This window comes from Streptomyces sp. HUAS MS02 (genome assembly GCF_055702265.1).
Genome location: NZ_CM146747.1, coordinates 5420939 through 5435060 on the forward strand (window position 1 = coordinate 5420939; position 14122 = coordinate 5435060).

At 70.6% G+C, this 14122-nt stretch carries 15 protein-coding genes; 9 read left to right on the forward strand and 6 right to left on the reverse strand.

The window, feature by feature from the left end:
* Positions 1-157 precede the first annotated feature (157 nt).
* On the reverse strand, positions 158-559 hold the full coding sequence (locus ACZ9QC_RS23420; RefSeq protein WP_472914905.1) for a DUF2530 domain-containing protein: 402 nt from the start codon (positions 557-559) through the stop codon (positions 158-160).
* A gap of 168 nt (positions 560-727) precedes the next feature.
* On the opposite strand from ACZ9QC_RS23420, the gene ACZ9QC_RS23425 reads away from it, so the two are divergent.
* The gene (locus tag ACZ9QC_RS23425; RefSeq protein ID WP_472914906.1) at positions 728-2137 is read left to right on the forward strand and encodes an NCS2 family permease; all 1410 of its coding nucleotides are present in this window, start codon (positions 728-730) and stop codon (positions 2135-2137) included.
* A 37-nt stretch (positions 2138-2174) separates the two neighbouring features.
* Here the strand turns inward: ACZ9QC_RS23425 and ACZ9QC_RS23430 are convergent, their stop codons facing one another.
* Positions 2175-2396 (reverse strand): CopG family antitoxin, encoded by a 222-nt coding sequence (locus ACZ9QC_RS23430; RefSeq protein ID WP_472914907.1) that lies wholly within the window; start codon positions 2394-2396, stop codon positions 2175-2177.
* Positions 2397-2522: 126 nt separating this feature from the next.
* On the opposite strand from ACZ9QC_RS23430, the gene ACZ9QC_RS23435 reads away from it, so the two are divergent.
* The 5 genes from ACZ9QC_RS23435 to ACZ9QC_RS23455 all read left to right on the forward strand — a co-directional run bounded on the left by ACZ9QC_RS23435 (position 2523) and on the right by ACZ9QC_RS23455 (position 6911).
* Positions 2523-2960: a MarR family winged helix-turn-helix transcriptional regulator gene (locus ACZ9QC_RS23435; protein WP_472914908.1), complete on the forward strand. Its 438-nt coding sequence runs from the start codon at positions 2523-2525 to the stop codon at positions 2958-2960.
* A 655-nt stretch (positions 2961-3615) separates the two neighbouring features.
* The gene (locus ACZ9QC_RS23440) at positions 3616-4920 is read left to right on the forward strand and encodes an MFS transporter (RefSeq protein ID WP_472914909.1); all 1305 of its coding nucleotides are present in this window, start codon (positions 3616-3618) and stop codon (positions 4918-4920) included.
* A 48-nt stretch (positions 4921-4968) separates the two neighbouring features.
* Positions 4969-5550, forward strand: a complete 582-nt coding sequence (gene thpR, locus ACZ9QC_RS23445) for an RNA 2',3'-cyclic phosphodiesterase (protein WP_472914910.1) — start codon at positions 4969-4971, stop codon at positions 5548-5550.
* Positions 5551-5745: 195 nt separating this feature from the next.
* Positions 5746-5865, forward strand: a complete 120-nt coding sequence (locus tag ACZ9QC_RS23450; protein WP_472914911.1) for a helix-turn-helix domain-containing protein — start codon at positions 5746-5748, stop codon at positions 5863-5865.
* 56 nt (positions 5866-5921) lie between these two features.
* Positions 5922-6911, forward strand: coding sequence for an aldo/keto reductase (locus ACZ9QC_RS23455; RefSeq protein WP_472914912.1), 990 nt, complete (start codon positions 5922-5924; stop codon positions 6909-6911).
* 167 nt (positions 6912-7078) lie between these two features.
* Here the strand turns inward: ACZ9QC_RS23455 and ACZ9QC_RS23460 are convergent, their stop codons facing one another.
* The 3 genes from ACZ9QC_RS23460 to ACZ9QC_RS23470 all read right to left on the reverse strand — a co-directional run bounded on the left by ACZ9QC_RS23460 (position 7079) and on the right by ACZ9QC_RS23470 (position 9713).
* A complete protein-coding gene (locus tag ACZ9QC_RS23460; protein WP_472914913.1) occupies positions 7079-7483 on the reverse strand; it encodes an SgcJ/EcaC family oxidoreductase in 405 nt (134 codons plus the stop codon).
* 34 nt (positions 7484-7517) lie between these two features.
* Positions 7518-8945, reverse strand: a complete 1428-nt coding sequence (locus ACZ9QC_RS23465) for an MFS transporter (RefSeq protein ID WP_472914914.1) — start codon at positions 8943-8945, stop codon at positions 7518-7520.
* A gap of 84 nt (positions 8946-9029) precedes the next feature.
* Positions 9030-9713 (reverse strand): GDSL-type esterase/lipase family protein, encoded by a 684-nt coding sequence (locus ACZ9QC_RS23470; RefSeq protein ID WP_472914915.1) that lies wholly within the window; start codon positions 9711-9713, stop codon positions 9030-9032.
* Between the two features lie 278 nt (positions 9714-9991).
* Between ACZ9QC_RS23470 and ACZ9QC_RS23475 the strand changes: the two genes are divergently transcribed.
* Entirely contained in the window at positions 9992-11041 is a 1050-nt protein-coding gene (locus ACZ9QC_RS23475; protein WP_472914916.1) for a WD40 repeat domain-containing protein, read from the forward strand.
* 63 nt (positions 11042-11104) lie between these two features.
* On the opposite strand, the gene ACZ9QC_RS23480 is transcribed toward ACZ9QC_RS23475, so the two are convergent.
* Positions 11105-12022 (reverse strand): TetR/AcrR family transcriptional regulator, encoded by a 918-nt coding sequence (locus ACZ9QC_RS23480; RefSeq protein WP_472914917.1) that lies wholly within the window; start codon positions 12020-12022, stop codon positions 11105-11107.
* A 99-nt stretch (positions 12023-12121) separates the two neighbouring features.
* Here ACZ9QC_RS23480 and ACZ9QC_RS23485 point away from each other — a divergent pair, with 99 nt between their 5' ends.
* The gene (locus ACZ9QC_RS23485; protein WP_472914918.1) at positions 12122-13102 is read left to right on the forward strand and encodes an ATP-binding cassette domain-containing protein; all 981 of its coding nucleotides are present in this window, start codon (positions 12122-12124) and stop codon (positions 13100-13102) included.
* Positions 13099-13965, forward strand: a complete 867-nt coding sequence (locus tag ACZ9QC_RS23490; protein ID WP_472914919.1) for an ABC transporter permease — start codon at positions 13099-13101, stop codon at positions 13963-13965. Before ACZ9QC_RS23485 ends, ACZ9QC_RS23490 begins: the two co-directional genes overlap by 4 nt.
* Positions 13966-14122: the final 157 nt, after the last annotated feature.

Here is a 14122-nt window from a genome sequence, read left to right on the forward strand (position 1 = left end):
GGAGGAGGGTTCGGCTTCGGCGTGGTGCCGGAGTCGTACGTGCGGGGGTGTGCGGCAGTGTGCGGTGGGTGCCGCCGGTTGATGCGGGCTGTCGGGGGCCGCGCCCCCGGGCCCCCGCTTGTCGCCCTTCGGGCTCGTCCTCAATCGCCGGACGGGCTCAGTTGGTGGCGGGCCGCGCCTCCACGTCGCCGGCCTCCACGTCACCGGCCTCGGCTTGGCCGGCTCCGGCTGCGCCGGTCTCGGTTCCGCCCGCTCCCGCGTCGGCTTCGCCGACGTTGCCCGCTCCGGCTTCGCCCGCCTCGGCCGCCGCCTGCCGTGCCGCGTCTCGCTTGATCGCCGCGTCCCGTCTGCGGACGTAGTAGATGCCGATGAAGCCGAGTCCGCCGCCCGCCAGGCAGGTCCACACCCACCAGGCGTGCCCGTGGTCCTCGTACCAGCCGTAGAAGGGGAGCTGGACGACGAAGAGGACGAGCCACAGGATCGTGCCGCCGATGATGGTCGGCACGATGGGCCCTTCCAGGGGCTCCGGTGCCTCGTGCTTGGGGGTCCACTTCGCCATGGGGCACAGCTTACGAGGCGCGCGGGTCTACGCGCGGAGATGGCATTCGTCGCAATGTATGTTCATACTGAAACGGTTTCTGATTGGCCACTTCTGTTCGTAGAAAACTCCAACAATGCTCCGATGGCGCTCCCGTGGCGCTGAGGCCTGTTGGGGATGAGGTCTCATATGTCCCCGCAGGGCACCACCCTTGACCGCTACTTCAGGATCACGGAGCGCGGCAGCACGCTGTCGCGTGAGATCCGGGGCGGTTTCGCCACCTTCTTCGCGATGGCGTACATCATCGTGCTCAACCCGATCATCCTGAGCAGCGCGAAGGACATGTACGGGCATCAGCTGGACTACGGCCAGCTGGTCACCGCCACCGCGGTCACCGCCGCCTTCACCACCCTCCTCATGGGTGTCATCGGCAATGTGCCGATCGCGCTGGCGGCGGGGCTCGGTGTGAACACGGTCGTCGCTCTCCAGCTCGCGCCGCGCATGTCGTGGCCGGACGCGATGGGCATGGTCGTGCTGGCCGGTTTCGTCGTGATGCTGCTGGTGGCGACGGGGTTGCGGGAGCGCGTGATGAACGCTGTCCCGGTGGGCCTGCGCAAGGGCATCTCCATCGGTATCGGTCTGTTCATCATGCTGATCGGCCTGGTCGACGCCGGCTTCGTCACCCGGATCCCGGACGCCGCCAGGACGACCGTGCCGCTCCAGCTCGGTGCGGACGGTCATCTCAACGGCTGGCCCGTGCTGGTCTTCGTCCTCGGGGCGCTGCTGACGCTCGCGCTGATCGTGCGCAAGGTGCCGGGCGCGATCCTCATCTCGATCGTCGCGATGACGCTGCTCGCGGTGGTCGTCGAGGCCGTCGCCAAGCTTCCGGCCGGTTCGTGGGGTCTGACCACCCCGAAGTGGCCCGGCAACCCGGTCGCGACCCCCGACTTCGGGCTGCTCGGCGAGGTCAGTCTCTTCGGTGGCTTCGGCAAGGTCGGCCTGCTGACGGGCGTCCTGTTCGTCTTCACCGTGCTGCTGTCGTGCTTCTTCGACGCGATGGGCACGATCATGGGCGTCGGCGACGAGGCCAAGCTGACCGACGCCGACGGTCAGATGCCGGGCATCAACAAGGTGCTGTTCGTCGACGGCATCGCCGTCGCTGCCGGTGGTGCCAGTTCCTCGTCCGCCACGACCTGCTTCGTGGAGTCGACGGCGGGTGTGGGCGAGGGGGCGCGCACCGGTTTCGCCAACGTGGTGACCGGTGCCCTGTTCGCGGTCGCGCTGTTCCTCACGCCCATCGCCACGATGGTCCCCTCCCAGGCAGCCACTCCGGCGCTGCTCGCGGTCGGGTTCCTGATCCTCGCGAACTCCGTCCGCGAGATCGACTGGGCCGACTACACGATCGCGGTCCCGGCCTTCGTGACGATGGTGATGATGCCGTTCACCTACTCGATCACCAACGGCATCGGCATGGGCTTCATCACCTTCGTCGTGCTGCGCCTGGCCGCGGGGCGCGGCCGTGAGGTCCCGGTCGCGATGTACGTGGTCTCGGCGGTCTTCCTCTTCTACTACCTGATGCCGGCGCTGGGTCTGACGTGAGCGGTACGCGGCTCCTGCGGGTGACCGCGGCCGCCCCTCATGTCACTCCGTAGAACTTCTCCGTCTCGTCGACCGCGGTCTGGAACCGCTCGTCGAAGTCGTCCCGAATGAGCGTCCCGATCACGTAGTCCTGGACGCTCATTCCCCTTTTCGCCGCGTGGGTCCGGAGCCGTTCGAGCAGCTCCTCGTCTATCCGCAGGCTCAGCACAGTGGTCGCCATGTGTACGAGGGTCAGGTGTGCTCTGCTCTGTCGTGTCATGTTCTGCGCACTAGTCACTCATATGAGTGATCCGGGGGATTGGCTCGGCATGAGTGGTGGGGCTCACGGGCACGGCTGTGGAGTTTCGGTGGTCTTTAGCGAGGGTAATGAGTTAAGCTAAAGAACATGCCTGACCTGAACCATGGCGACGACGAGGCCGCTGTGAACGCCCTCCGTTCCGCCGTGATGCGCCTGTCCCGTCGGCTCAAGCACCAGCGGGTCGACGAGTCGCTGAGCCCGACCGAGATGTCGGTGCTCGGCACGCTCGCCCGTTGCGGTACGGCCACCCCCGGTGAGCTGGCCCGCAAGGAGCATGTGCAGCCGCCGTCGATGACCCGGATCGTCGCCCTGCTGGAGAGCAAGGGGCTGGTGAAGCTGGAGCCGCACCCCGAGGACCGGCGGCAGAAGGTGGTCACCCAGACCGAGCGGGCCGAGGCGATGTTGGAGGAGAGCCGGCGCAAGCGCAACGCGTTCCTCGCGTCCCTGGTCGAGGGGCTCGACGAGGAGGAGTGGGCCGTGCTCCGGACCGCCGCGCCGGTACTGGAGAAACTCGCGCACCTCTAGCGCGCGCCTCTCCGCCCCCGGGTCGGCCGCCTGATGCGCCCCGCCCGGTGCGCTGTCGCCGTGGGGGCACGCCGGGGCGCCCGCCGGTGCGCCCCGGCATACAGCCTGTGCGCCGTCAGGGGGCGGGCATGGGCCGACCCGAAAACCAGCAGACAGAACAGGAGCGCTGAGGCTCACGCAACCGCAGGACGAACACGCGTTTCGCGCAAGGAGGCGAACCCCTTTGAGTACGGGCCCCGGAACACCTTCCGCCCCCGCACCCCCGCCCACCCACGAACCACCACCCACCCCTGCCGTACTGGAGGCCCCGCCGGATACCGACGGCCGGCCGAACGAGGGCAGCAGCACCATCGCCGTGTCGCGCGCCGCCGACCTTTCGGCCTCCGCGCAACCCGCTTCCGCCGCCGCGCACCCCGCTTCCGCCTCGGCCCACTCGGCTTCCGCCTCCGCTCCCGGCGGTTCGGTGCTGATCCCCGGACCCGCGAGCCAGGCCGACGCCCACGCCCGTTCCACTGCGGCTCCCGTGGCCGCCACATCTTCTGCGGACGCCCCGCCTGCCGTGGCCGCCCCGCCTTCCGCGACTGTCACGCCTTCCGCGGACGCCCCCCGACCCGGTGGTTCCTCGGCGGTTTCGGCCGAGGGGGCGCGGGTTTCCATGTTCCGGTCGTTGCGGGTGCGGAACTACCGGCTGTTCTTCGTCGGGCAGGTCGTGTCGAACATCGGCACGTGGATGCAGCGGATCGCGCAGGACTGGCTGGTGCTGAGCCTGGCTGGGTCCTCCACGGCCGTCGGTGTGACGATGGCGCTCCAGTTCCTGCCGATGCTGCTGTTCGGACTGTACGGCGGAGTCCTGGTCGACCGGTTCCCCAAGCGGCGGCTGCTGTTCGTGACGCAGACGTCGATGGCGGTGACGGGGCTGGCGCTGGCCGCGCTGACGATCTCGGACCAGGTGCAGGTGTGGCACGTGTACGTGGCCGCGTTCGCCGTCGGCATGGCCACGGTCGTCGACAACCCGGCCCGGCAGTCGTTCGTGTCCGAGATGGTCGGGCCGGACCAGCTGCAGAACGCGGTCAGCCTCAACTCGGCGAACTTCCAGTCGGCCCGTCTCGTCGGCCCCGCCGTCGCCGGTGTGCTGATCACCACCGTCGGCACGGGCTGGGCCTTCCTCTACAACGGCCTCTCCTTCGTCGCCCCCATCATCGGCCTGCTGCTGATGCGGAGCGGTGAGCTGCACCCCGCCCGCCGCGCCCCCCGCGCCAAGGGCCAGCTCCGCGAGGGCCTGCGCTATGTGGCCGGGCGCCCCGAGCTGCTGTGGCCCATCGTGCTGGTCGGCTTCATCGGCACCTTCGGCTTCAACTTCCCCGTCTGGCTCTCGGCCTACGCGGACGACGTGTTCCACGCGGACGCCGGCTCGTACAGCCTCTTCAACACGCTCATGGCGGTCGGCTCGGTCGCCGGCGCCCTGCTCGCGGCCCGCCGGGGCACCGCGCGGCTGCATGTGCTGATCGGCGGCGCGCTCGCCTTCGGCCTGCTGGAGATCGTGGCGGCGCTGGCCCCCGCGTACTGGATCTTCGCCCTGCTGATGGTGCCGATAGGGATGTTCGGCCTGACGGTGAACGTCACCGCCAACACGGCCATCCAGATGAACACCGACCCCGTGATGCGCGGCCGCGTCATGGCCCTCTACATGATGGTCTTCCTGGGCGGTACGCCGCTGGGCGCGCCGATCGCCGGCTGGGTCACCGACGCGTACGGCGCCCGGATGGGCTTCGTCGCCGGCGGCGTCGTCGCCACGGTCGCCGCCGTCACCGTGGGCCTCGTCCTCGTGCGGGCCGGCGGGGTCCGACTGTCGCTGCGGTGGCGCTCCGCTGGGGTGGGCGGTGCCGGAGGGGGTGCCGCGCCGCGTCGTCGGCGGCTGCCGCGCCGTCGTGGCTCGTCTCGCAGTGCCCCGCGCCCCTGAGGGGCGCGGTGGTCGCCGAGTGACACGCGGCCTGGGAAGGTGGCGGGCATGAGACTGTTCGCCGCTGTGCTTCCGCCCGCTGATGTCGTCGAGGAACTCGGTCTGGTGGTCGGGGAGTTGAAGAGCCTCGCGGGTGCGGACCGGCTGCGCTGGACCCAGCCGCCCGGCTGGCACTTCACACTCGCGTTCTACGGGGAGGTCGAGGAGGACGTCGTACCGGAGCTGTCGCGGCGGCTGGAGCGGGCCGCGGTGCGGAGCGAGCCGTTCCGGCTGGCCGTGCGCGGCGGCGGGAAGTTCGGGCGTGGCCGAGCCCTGTGGGCGGGGGCCGAGGGGGACCTCGGCGCGCTGCGGTTGCTGGCCGACCGGGCGGAGGCGGCGGCGCGCAAGGCCGGGGTGCCGATGGGGGAGCACCGCCGGTACACGCCCCACCTGACGGTGGCCCGCAGCCGGGAGGATCTCGACGTCCGGCCGTACGTCGCCGTGCTCGACGCCTTCGCCGGGCGCTCGTGGACGGTGTCCGACCTGGCGCTGGTGCGCAGCCGTCTGCCGGCGTCCGGGGTGGCGGGTGAGCAGCCGCGGTACGAGGCGGTGGCGCGGTGGGGGCTCGGGGGGCTCGGGGCGGGCGGATGACCGTTCGGGCCGCCGGTTAGGCTCGGGGGTGTGGACCCGAAGACCCGTAACCGGATCATGGCCGGTGTGCTCGTACTGATGTTCGCTGTGGTGGCTCTCGCGGCGGCGCTCGGCAAGTAGCCGTCTCGCGGGACGGGCGGGGGTGGGCGGGGAACTGCGCGCCGTTCGCCGGCCGCCGCAGGTGACGGCCGCCGGATGGACGCGTCGGCCGTGGCCCGCGCGAGGAAGGCGAAGGGAGAGAGCGTCAGTGCCATCGCCAAGGCTCTGGGCGTCTCCCGGGCCACGCTGCACCGGCACCTCGGAGACGACCCCTGACGGCGGAACCTGGTGCCCTTGCCTGGAGCGGACTCGAAGCAGTTGGCTTGTGGCCCATGAAGTACACCCAGCTCGGACGCACCGGACTCAAGGTCAGCCGACTCGTTCTCGGCACGATGAACTTCGGTCCGCAGACTGACGAATCAACCAGCCACGGCATCATGGACGCCGCCCTCGACGCGGGTCTGAACTTCCTGGACACGGCCAACGTCTATGGGTGGGGTGAGAACAAGGGCCGCACCGAGGAGATCATCGGTACTTGGTTCGCCCAGGGTGGCGGGCGGCGCGACAAGGTCGTCCTCGCCACCAAGGTGTACGGGAACATGGCGGGCGACGGGAACGTCTGGCCCAACCACGACAAGCTCTCCGCGGTGAACATCCGCCGGGCCGTCGACGCCTCCCTCAAGCGGCTTCAGACGGACTACATCGACATCTACCAGTTCCATCACATCGACCGGGCGACGCCGTTCGAGGAGATCTGGCAGGCGATCGACGTCCTGGTCCAGCAGGGCAAGATCCTCTACGCGGGGTCGTCCAACTTCCCCGGCTACAAGATCGCCCAGGCCAACGAGACCGCCGCCCGGCACGGCCGCATGGGCCTGGTCAGCGAGCAGTGCCTCTACAACCTCGCTGAGCGCCGCGCCGAGATGGAGGTCATCCCGGCCGCGCAGGACTACGGTCTCGGTGTCATCCCCTGGTCTCCGCTGCACGGAGGACTGCTCGGCGGCGTCCTCAAGAAGGAGGCCACGCAGGGGCGCCGGGCGAGCGGCCGCGCTGCGGACGCGCTCAAGGACACCAAGACACGCGAGCAGATCCAGGCGTACGAGAACCTCCTCGACAAGCACGGCCTGGAGCCCGGTGAAGCGGCGCTCGCCTGGCTGCTGACCCGCCCCGGCGTCACCGGCCCGATCGTCGGCCCTCGCACGCAGGAGCAGCTGGACTCGGCGCTGCGTGCCCTGCAGCTGGAGCTGAGCGAGGAACTGCTGACGTCTCTGGACGAAATCTTCCCCGGTCCCGGACCGTCTCCCGAAGCCTTCGCATGGTGAGGTAGCGGGTCCGTGTCGGAGCCGTCGCCTTCTGCTTGCGTTCGAGGCGAGTGGGAGACGGCGGCTTCGTCGTTTCCGGTCAGCCGGTCAGCCGGTCAGCCGGTCAGCCGGTCAGCCGGTCAGTCGGTCAGTCGGTCAGTCGGTCAGTCGGTCAGTCGGTCAGTCGGTCAGTCGGTCAGGACCGTCGTGTTCTGGCAGGCGGTCAGGAGCCAGCGGTCGTCGGGCTGCTTGGTCATCACGTAGAGCGGGGCCCCCTCGCTCTCGTCGTCCCCGCCCAGGTAGCGCTGGCGGACCTTGACCGCCGCGACGTCGGGGCGGATGAAGAGCACGTGGACCACCTCGTAGCTGACCTCGCCGTCCCAGTGGGCCGCGGGGAGCACCTTGCGGGTGAACGCCGCTATCTCGTCCAGGCCGATGAGGACCTTGCCGTGGGCCGTCGTCCAGATCGCGTCGGGGTGGAAGAGGGCGAGGAACTCGTCGGGGTCCTTGTTCTGCTGCGAGTGCTGGACGGTGGCGACGACCTGCTTGACGGCATCGATGTCGGCGGCTCGCGCCGTGGTTTCCGTGGTCATGTGGACCATGGTGCAACCTCAAGCACACTTGAGATCAAGGGAGTTGTTCATTTCTCGGGACCGGGTGCGGGTTTTGGTGGCCAGTCGGGGCGGGGCTGCGGGGCGGGTCGGGTCGGTGGCTCTTGGGGAGGAGGAGCAGCAGAGGGGTCGCCAGGAGGAGCAGGCCGGCCGTGGCGATCGCCGTGCGGGGGGTGGTGACGGAGGCGAGCAGGCCCCAGAGGGCCGTCGTTGCGGCGATGGTGAGTTTGCCGGTGACGGACCAGGCGGTGAGCGTGCGGGCGACGCGGTCCGACGGGGTCCGGGTGAGGCGCTGCGTGGCCAGTACGGGGTTGAAGACGCCGATGCAGGTGATCAGGCCCAGCTCGACGACCATCACGAGGACGAGGCCCGCCGGACCCGCGCCGACGAACGCCAGGCCCAGCGGCCAGCACGCCCGCAGGGTTCCGGCGACCCGCATGACCCTGTCCTGCCCGTACCGGACGACCAGACGACGGGAGAGGCGCGAGCCGATCAGACCGCCGACGCACGGGACGGCGAAGGCGAGACCGTACTGCCAGGGCGCGAAGCCGAGTTGGCCCACCATGAGGATGAGCAGCAGTGGTGCCGGGGCCATGATCAGGGCGTTGACGAGGACGGAGTTGAGGAAGAGGGGGCGCAGGGCGGGGTCGCGGAGGATGTGACGCCAGCCGTCCAGGAGGTCGCCGAGGCGGAGCCGGGGGGTGGCACCCGTGGCACCCGTCACCGGTTTGGTGGCCGGGGCCGGTCGGGGTTCCTTGGTGCCGGCCGGTCGGGGTCCCCTGGTGCCGGTCGGGCGCGGTTCCTTGGTTTGGGCTGGGCGGGGTTCGCTGGTGCCGGCCGGTCGGGGCTCCTCGGTGCCGATCGCTCGGATGCCCGCCGCCGAGAGGAGGTAGCTGCCGGCGTCGATCAGCACGGTGACGACCGGGCCGAAGAGACCCATCGCGGCGCCGCCGAGGGGCGGGCCGAGCATCGTCGTGGTCCAGGTCGTCGCCTCGAAGCGGCCGTTGGCGGCCACCAGGTGCTCCGGGGGGACCAGGAACTTCAGAAAGGCGCCGCTCGCCGCGGTGAAGGTGATGTCGGCCACGGCGACGACCACGGAGACCAGGAGCAGTTGGGGGAAGGTGAGCAGGTCCAGGGCGTAGGCCGGCGGGACGGACAGCAGGGCCGCGCAGCGGACGAGGTCCATCGAGATCATCACCGGGCGCTTGCGGCGGAACTCCACCCAGGGACCGAGCGGTACGGCCACCGCCGCGCCCACCGCCAGACCGGTGGCCGCCAGCGCGGAGACCTCCGTGGGGCCGACGTGCAGGACCAGCACCGCGAGCAGGGGGAGCGCGTCGAACGACAGCCGCGTCCCGAACGCGCTGACCGCGTACGCCGCCCACAGCCACCGGAACTCCCGCCCCAGCCCACCGCCCCGCCCCAGCCCACGGCCCCGCGTCATCCGCCCGCCCCGCATCCGTCGCCGCCGCGTCCGACCGGGACATCCAAGCGAGTGGAGGGTGGCCGATCAAGTAGGGCGCGGAGGCTAGGCCTGCTCGTACGGGCCTCCGAGCCCCCACGCCTCGTGCATCGCGTTGGCGAAGGTCGCCGCCAGCTTGTGTTCGCCGGAGGCGTTGGGGTGGGTGCCGTCGTAGGTGTCCCAGTGGATGTCGTACGACGGGGGCGGGGAGGCCAGCAGGAGGGGGGAACGGGGTTCGTCGAGGTCGGCGGCCGTCTTGGCGAGGAGTTCGTTGAAGCGGGCGACCTGGGCGGCGAAGGAGGCGTCGGACTCGGCGCGGATGTTCGGGGTGACCGGCAGGAGGACCATGCGGATGTGCGGGGCGGCCTCGCGGGCGGCCTCGACGAAGCGGCGGGTGTTCTCGGCGGTCTGCTCGGCGTTGGTGTAGAAGCCCAGGTCGATGAGGCCGAGGGAGACGAGGAGGACGTCGGCGCGGTGGGTGCGGACCGCGTCGGCGATCAACGGGGTCATGTGGAGCCAGCCCTCGCCCCAGCCCGCGAGGTGGGCGCGGGGGAAACGCGGGTCGGTGTCGGCGTACTCGTACGACGTCGGGGCGTCCGTCGCCTTGTCGTAGAGCGTCTCGCGTGGCCCGACGATCTTGAAGGGGCCGTCGTACGTCGCGCGCAGGTGCTGCCAGAGCCGGAAGCGCCATGTGTGTTCGCCCGCGCTGCCGATCGTCATGGAGTCGCCTACGGGCATGAACCTGAGCATCCGCTCATCATGAACGATCGCTACCGGGTGGTAGGGGGTGGGCGGCCGACGGGTGCTGTGAATCTGACCACGTGGTGGGGTGTGGCTCGCGCGGTACCCCACGCCCCTTGGGGGCCTACGGCCCTCCCGGGTGAAAAAGCAGGGGCGCAGCCCCGCTTCTTCAGGGGCGCGGGGAACTGCGCGACCAGCCCCCACCGAACCCGCACCCGAGCGACTCGCCAGCCCCCCACCGCGCTCCCCCACCCCACCCAGCGGAGCGAGATGGCAGGCTTGGCTTCATGCGCCGTCGCCCCCTCAACCGCCCCCATCCCCTCCGCCGGTTCCGCGCGGCCCGCACCGGCTTCGCCGGTCTCGTCGGTCTCGCAGCGATCCTGCTCGCCGCCCTGCCGGCCACGCCCGCCCTCGCCGACGACGACGGGTTCACGATGCAGGACTCGCGGATCACCGAGTCGAGCGGTCTCGCTGCGTCCCGGCAGCACCCGGGCGTCTACTGGACCCACAACGACAGCGACGACGGCGCGTTCCTGTACGCGGTCGACAGCAAGACGGGCGAGACGGTCGCCACGGTCACCCTGACGGGGGTCGGCACCCCGAGGGACGTCGAGGCGATCTCGATGGGCCCCGGCGACAAGCTCTACGTCGGCGACATCGGGGACAACCTCGGCGGCACCTGGGCGTACGTGTGGATCTACGAGCTGCCGGAGCCGAAGGAGCTGAAGGACCAGACGCTCAAGGCGACGCAGTACGTCGTGAAGTACGAGGACGGGGCGCGGGACGCGGAGGCGCTGATGGTGCATCCGAAGACCGGGCGGGTGTACATCGCCGACAAGAACGAGGCGGGCGGATCGCTGTACGAGGGGCCCGCGGAGCTGTCCGCGTCCGCCACCAACGTGTTCAAGAAGGTCGCGTCCGTCCCGGACCTGGAGGTCACCGACGGCGCGTTCTCGCCGGACGGCAAGCAGCTCGCCCTGCGCGCGTACTTCGGCGGCATCCTCTACGACTGGAACGGCGGCAAGATCAAGAAGGCCGAGCGGCTGAGCGTGCCCCTGCAGCGGCAGGGGGAGTCGGTGACCTTCCGCACCGACGGCTCGAAGATCATGTACGGCAGTGAGGGGTCCGGCAGCTCCGTCGTCGCGCGGGAGGTGCCCGGCGGCGGCTCCGGGAGCGGCGGCTCCGGGTCGTCCTCTTCCGACGGGGCCGGTTCCGGTGCGACGCAGGCCGACGGCGAGGGCACGAGCTCGACCGTCAAGGTCGGCGCACTCGCCGTGGCCGGCGCCGTCGTCGTCCTATGGGGCTTCCGCCGCCTCCTGCGCCGCCCGTCCGCCTGACTTACCCGGCTCCCGCAAGGGGCCTCCAGATACGCGCCCTTCGCGCCCCCGACCTCCGCGCGATTACGCCCCTCCAGCTCCAGCTCCAGCTCCAGCTCCCTCAGCTCCCGCGCCCCCGGCCCCGGGACCCGTGCCCTCCGCCCCCGCGGTCTCCGCGTTCTCGCGACGCCTGTTCACGAATACCTCCAGTCCGTCCAACATGCGCTGCAGGCCGAACTCGAAGTGGTCGAAGTCCGAGCCGAACGAGTCCTCGGAGAGGCCGGCCAGGAGGGGGTAGCGGCCGGAGCGCATGAGCTCTTCGAGGATGGGCGCCTGGGCCTGCCAGAACTCGGTGTCGGTGAGGCCCGTGCGGTGTTCCGCCTCCTGCGCGTAGAGCTGCGTACGGGCCGCGCCCACGACATAGCCGTCCACGGCGACGACCGCGGAGATCAGCTCGGGGTCGCTCAGCCCCATGGACTTGATGCGGGAGAGGATCTTCTCCATGCCGTCCAGCGCGCTCGGCCCGAGGACGGGGCGGGACTGGTTCACCTGGAGCAGCCACGGGTGGCGCCGGTAGAGGGCCAGGGTGGCCCGCCCCATGGCCTCCAGGGCGGAGCGCCAGCCGCCGTCGCCGAGGTCGGCGGGGTTCTCGGAGGGCCGCTGGACGCGGTCGAGCATCAGGTCCAGCAGTTCGCCCTTGCCGGGGAGGTAGCGGTACAGGGACATGGTCCCGGTGCCGAGTTCGGTCGCGACCCGGCGCATCGAGAGGGCGTGCAGCCCCTCCGTGTCGGCGACCCGGACCGCCGCCTCCACGATCCGCTCCAGGGTGAGCCCCGGCTTGGGGCCGCGACTGGGGCGAGGGCCGGTGTCCCAGAGCAGTTGCTGGGTGCGGACGATGTCGCCGCTGCCGCTGGTCTCCGTACCGACGGTGGTGCTGCCCGCCGTGCCGCCTGCCGTAGCGCCTGCCGCCCCGTCCGCCGTAGCGCTCTTGCCCCTTGTCATGAGCCCGAGTTTAGGTGCTCGCGAAAAAACTGGGTACGTCGTACGCGTAATCGGGTACGGTGTACCCAGTTCTTGGCTGAAGTCTGTTGAGGGGGACTCATGAGTGACGGGTACGCGGTCCGGGCCGAGGGGCTGGAGAAGCGGTACGGGGAGAAACGCGCGCTGGACGGCTTCGATCTCACCGTCCGCGAGGGCACGGTGCACGGCCTCCTCGGCCCGAACGGCGCGGGCAAGACCACCGCCGTACGCATCCTCTCCACGCTGCTGCGCCTGGACGGCGGCCGGGCGACGGTGGCCGGCCTCGACGTGGCCCGGCACCCGCGCGAGGTGCGGGCCCGTATCGGGCTGACGGGGCAGTACGCCGCCGTGGACGAGGTGTTGACTGGCCGTCAGAACCTCGAGATGTTCGGTCGGCTGTTCCACCTCGGCGGGAAGCGGGCGAAGCTGCGCGCGGTCGAGCTGCTCGACCGGTTCGACCTCACCGACGCGGCCGACAAGGGCGTCGGCAAGTACAGCGGCGGCATGCGGCGCCGGCTCGACCTGGCCGCTTCGATGATCCTCGCCCCGTCCGTCCTCTTCCTCGACGAGCCGACGACCGGCCTCGACCCGCGTAGCCGGGGCGAAGTCTGGGATTCCGTGCGGGCGTTGGTGGCCAGCGGTACGACCGTGCTGCTCACCACGCAGTATCTGGAGGAAGCCGACCGGCTCGCCTCGCACATCACCGTCATCGACCAGGGGCGGGCCATCGCGGACGACACCCCGGACGGGCTGAAGAGCACGGTCGGCGGCGACCGCATCGAGGTCGTCGTCGCCGAGCGCGCCGACATCCCGCGCGCGGTGAAGGTCGTCGCCCGCGTCTCGGACGGCGAACCGGAGTCGGACGACACGGAGTTGCGGATCCACGCGCCCGTGACCGACCGCGTCTCGGCCCTCACCGAGGTGGCCCGCACCCTCCAGGACGAGGGCGTGAGGGTCGAGGACATCGGCCTGCGCAGGCCCAGCCTGGACGACGTGTTCCTGCGTCTGACGGGCCACCGTACGGAGAAGACCGACGAGAACGACAAGGGGGCCGCCGCATGACCACCGTCGATCCGAACGCCGTCGGCGCCGGGAGCGTCGCCACGAGCGCCGTCGACCTGGACGTGTCGAGCGGGCACGGCCGTACGTACTGGGTGCTGGCCGACGTCTGGAACATCGTCCGTCGCGGCCTGACCCACTACCGGCGCCAACCGGTCAACATCGCCTGGCAGTTGGGCTTCCCGATCCTCTCCGTCCTGCTCTACGGCTATGTCTTCGGCAGCGCCATGCAGGTTCCCGGCGGCGGGGACTACCGGGACTTCCTGATGCCGGGCATGTTCGCGATGACCATGGCCTTCGGGTTCATCAACACGGCGACCCTCGTGGTCTACGACTCCACCAAGGGTGTCATCGACCGGTTCCGCTCCATGCCGATGGCGCCGTCGGCGGTGGTCGCGGGGCGGGGGGTCACCGATCTCCTCGTCGCCTGCGCCGAGTTGGCCATCATGATGCTGACGGCCCTCGCGATGGGCTGGCGCCCGGAGGCGGGCCTCGGCTTCCTGGCCGCGTTCGGTCTGCTGCTCTGGCTGCGCTTCGCGCTCATCTGGATCGGCGTCTGGCTGGGTCTGCTGGTCCCCAACCCGGAGGCGGCGGGCGGTCTCTTCGCGGTCGCGTTCCCGCTGACCATGATCTCCAGCATCTTCGTCGCCCCGCAGCTCATGCCCGACTGGCTGGGCTGGATCGCCGCCTGGAACCCCATCTCCTCCACGGCCGCCGCGACCCGCGACCTGTTCGGCACGCCGGTCGGCGGCGGGGACTCCTGGATCGAACAGAACGCGCTGCTGATGGCCGGGGTGTGGCCGGCGGTGCTCACGCTGATCTTCCTGCCGCTGGCGGTACGGAGGTTCCAGAAGCTGAGCCGGTGACGCACGGCTCCCGGGGCGTGGGGGCTCGGGGTAGTTCACGGCCGTGAGGGGGCATGGGGCCGCGCGCGGAGACCCCTTCAGGGGCGTCCGGTGTATCAGGTGACGCCGGACGCCTCGTGACCATGCGGCTCATGGACCTCGCTCACCTCATCGTCCT

What these genes read in the sequence shown, in the direction of transcription:
- ACZ9QC_RS23420 (WP_472914905.1), bottom strand. Translation starts at nt 559, where the DNA reads ATGGCGAAGTGGACCCCCAAGCACGAGGCACCGGAGCCCCTGGAAGGG.
- ACZ9QC_RS23425 (WP_472914906.1), top strand. Translation starts at nt 728, where the DNA reads ATGTCCCCGCAGGGCACCACCCTTGACCGCTACTTCAGGATCACGGAG.
- ACZ9QC_RS23430 (WP_472914907.1), bottom strand. Translation starts at nt 2,396, where the DNA reads ATGACACGACAGAGCAGAGCACACCTGACCCTCGTACACATGGCGACC.
- ACZ9QC_RS23435 (WP_472914908.1), top strand. Translation starts at nt 2,523, where the DNA reads ATGCCTGACCTGAACCATGGCGACGACGAGGCCGCTGTGAACGCCCTC.
- ACZ9QC_RS23440 (WP_472914909.1), top strand. Translation starts at nt 3,616, where the DNA reads ATGTTCCGGTCGTTGCGGGTGCGGAACTACCGGCTGTTCTTCGTCGGG.
- thpR (WP_472914910.1), top strand. Translation starts at nt 4,969, where the DNA reads ATGAGACTGTTCGCCGCTGTGCTTCCGCCCGCTGATGTCGTCGAGGAA.
- ACZ9QC_RS23450 (WP_472914911.1), top strand. Translation starts at nt 5,746, where the DNA reads ATGGACGCGTCGGCCGTGGCCCGCGCGAGGAAGGCGAAGGGAGAGAGC.
- ACZ9QC_RS23455 (WP_472914912.1), top strand. Translation starts at nt 5,922, where the DNA reads ATGAAGTACACCCAGCTCGGACGCACCGGACTCAAGGTCAGCCGACTC.
- ACZ9QC_RS23460 (WP_472914913.1), bottom strand. Translation starts at nt 7,483, where the DNA reads ATGACCACGGAAACCACGGCGCGAGCCGCCGACATCGATGCCGTCAAG.
- ACZ9QC_RS23465 (WP_472914914.1), bottom strand. Translation starts at nt 8,945, where the DNA reads ATGACGCGGGGCCGTGGGCTGGGGCGGGGCGGTGGGCTGGGGCGGGAG.
- ACZ9QC_RS23470 (WP_472914915.1), bottom strand. Translation starts at nt 9,713, where the DNA reads ATGCTCAGGTTCATGCCCGTAGGCGACTCCATGACGATCGGCAGCGCG.
- ACZ9QC_RS23475 (WP_472914916.1), top strand. Translation starts at nt 9,992, where the DNA reads ATGCGCCGTCGCCCCCTCAACCGCCCCCATCCCCTCCGCCGGTTCCGC.
- ACZ9QC_RS23480 (WP_472914917.1), bottom strand. Translation starts at nt 12,022, where the DNA reads ATGACAAGGGGCAAGAGCGCTACGGCGGACGGGGCGGCAGGCGCTACG.
- ACZ9QC_RS23485 (WP_472914918.1), top strand. Translation starts at nt 12,122, where the DNA reads ATGAGTGACGGGTACGCGGTCCGGGCCGAGGGGCTGGAGAAGCGGTAC.
- ACZ9QC_RS23490 (WP_472914919.1), top strand. Translation starts at nt 13,099, where the DNA reads ATGACCACCGTCGATCCGAACGCCGTCGGCGCCGGGAGCGTCGCCACG.